At 59.9% G+C, this 2,213-nt stretch carries 3 protein-coding genes; all 3 read left to right on the top strand.

The features are described from left to right. Positions 1-855: branched-chain amino acid ABC transporter permease (locus tag H0V78_10315; GenBank protein ID MBA2352148.1), on the top strand; the 855-nt coding region annotated here is incomplete at its 5' end. 76 nt (positions 856-931) lie between these two features. Beyond that, positions 932-1,999, top strand: a complete 1,068-nt coding sequence (locus H0V78_10320) for a branched-chain amino acid ABC transporter permease (protein MBA2352149.1) — start codon at positions 932-934, stop codon at positions 1,997-1,999. Positions 2,000-2,053: 54 nt separating this feature from the next. Continuing rightward, positions 2,054-2,213: ABC transporter permease (locus tag H0V78_10325; GenBank protein ID MBA2352150.1), on the top strand; the 160-nt coding region annotated here is incomplete at its 3' end.

Below are 2,213 nucleotides of genomic sequence, written 5' to 3' on the forward strand. Positions count from 1 at the left end.
GGTGGCCTGCTCGCCGGGGTCATGTATTCGCTGGTCGCGCTCGGCTTCGTGCTGATCTACAAAGCGTCCGGCGTGTTCAATTTTGCGCAGGGCGCGATGGTGTTCTTCGCGGCGCTGACCTTCGTGAGCTTGACGGAACGCGGTCTGCACATGGCGCTGGCGCTGGTGATCACGCTTGCGGTCATGGTCGCGCTCGGCGTCGCGATCGAGCGGGTGGTGCTGCGGCCGCTGGTAAACCAGCCGCCGATTACGCTATTCATGGCGACTATAGGACTGACGTTCTTCATCGAAGGCCTCGCCCAGGGCGTATGGGATGCGCAGGTGCACGGGCTCGATCTCGGGATCGAGGACAAGCCGTTTGAAGTCGCGGGCATCTTCATCAGTCAATTCGATTTGTTCGCCGCCGCAACCGCGGGGATTCTGGTCACCGTACTCGCGGTGTTTTTCCAGTACACGCGCATCGGCCGCGCGCTGCGCGCAGTCGCGGACGATCACCAGGCTGCGCTTGCCGTCGGTATCCCGCTGCAACATATCTGGGCCATCGTCTGGGCCGTCGCCGGCTTCGTTGCGCTGGTCGCGGGACTGCTGTGGGGCTCGCGCCTCGGCGTGCAGTTCGCGTTGACCCTGATCACATTGAAAGCCTTGCCGGTTTTGATACTCGGCGGCTTTACTTCGGTTCCCGGCGCCATCGTCGGCGGCCTGATCGTGGGCGCCTCGGAAAAGCTCGCCGAGGTGTATCTCGGGCCCATCATCGGCAGCGGCATCGAGAATTGGCTACCCTATATGCTTGCGCTGCTGTTTCTGATGGTGCGGCCGGAGGGCTTGTTTGGGGAGAAACACATTGACCGGGTGTAAGACTTGTCGCGACGTGCTAAAGCCGGGAGCAGGAATCTCGAAGCGCGCGAAAAATTTTCGGGGATCTGGCGAGTAAATGTTTTACCGAGAAACCGGCCAACTAAAAACGACTTACGCCGCCGACCTGCAGATATTTCCGATCCGCCAGGACCGGATTGCAATGGTCGTCTTGCTGGTATTCGCGTTTATCGTCGTTCCCTTCATCGGTAACGATTACTGGTTCAGCGCGATTCTGATTCAGTTTCTGGTGCTTGCGCTTGCCGCATTGGGGCTTAATATCCTGACCGGCTACGCTGGCCAGTTGTCGCTCGGCACGGCCGGATTTATGGCGGTTGGCGCCTTCGCCGCATTCAACTTTGCTCTGCGCGTGCCCGCGTTGCCGCTGCTGGCGACGTTCGTCCTCGCCGGCCTGACGGCGGCGCTCGTCGGTATCGTGTTCGGCTTGCCGAGCCTGCGCATCAAGGGGTTTTACCTCGCTGTCGCGACACTCGCCGCGCAGTTTTTTATCGAATGGGCGCTCACCAAATTCGGCTGGTTTTCGAATTACAGCTCATCCGGCGTGATTAGCGCACCACGCATGGCTATCCTCGGTTTTGCTTTTGACACGCCGGTAAGAAAGTATCTGCTCACGCTGTCGATCGTCACCATCCTCGCGCTGCTCGCAAAAAACATGATGCGCTCGGAAACCGGCCGCGCGTTCATGGCGGTGCGCGATATGGATGTCGCCGCGGAAGTCATCGGCATTCCGCTGCTCAAAACCAAATTGCTCGCGTTTGCGATCAGTTCGTTCTACTGCGGGATTGCAGGCGCGCTCTGGGCATTCGTGTATCTGGGCTCCGTCGAGCCGCAGGCGTTCGACCTGAACCGCTCGTTTCAAGTCCTGTTCATGATCATCATTGGCGGTATCGGCACTATCCTGGGCTCGTTCCTGGGCGCCGCGTTCATCGTGCTGCTGCCGATTCTGCTGAACGTGAGCGCGCACATGATCGCCGGCGGCAACGTCAGCTCCAGCCTGCTCTCGAATCTCGAACTCATCATTTTCGGCGGTTTGATCGTTTTCTTTCTGGCCGTCGAGCCGCTCGGCCTCGCGCGGCTGTGGCAGATCGGCAAGGAAAAACTGCGGTTATGGCCGTTCCCGCATTAGGGTTGTAAACTGATTGCGGCCATAAGAAGATTGACTCGACCACTGGAGGTGACAATGCACAAAGCTATTTTTTCCACCCTGGCGATGCTGGGCGTAGCGCTGGCTGAAGCGATCGTTTCCGCGCCGGCGGAAGCCGCGGGCGAGCAGTTCGTTCCGATCCCGATTTACCGCGTCGGACCTTACGCAGCCGGCGGCACCGGCATTTTCGGCGGCA

Source organism: Burkholderiales bacterium, assembly GCA_013695435.1.
Lineage (GTDB): Bacteria > Pseudomonadota > Gammaproteobacteria > Burkholderiales > JACMKV01 > JACMKV01.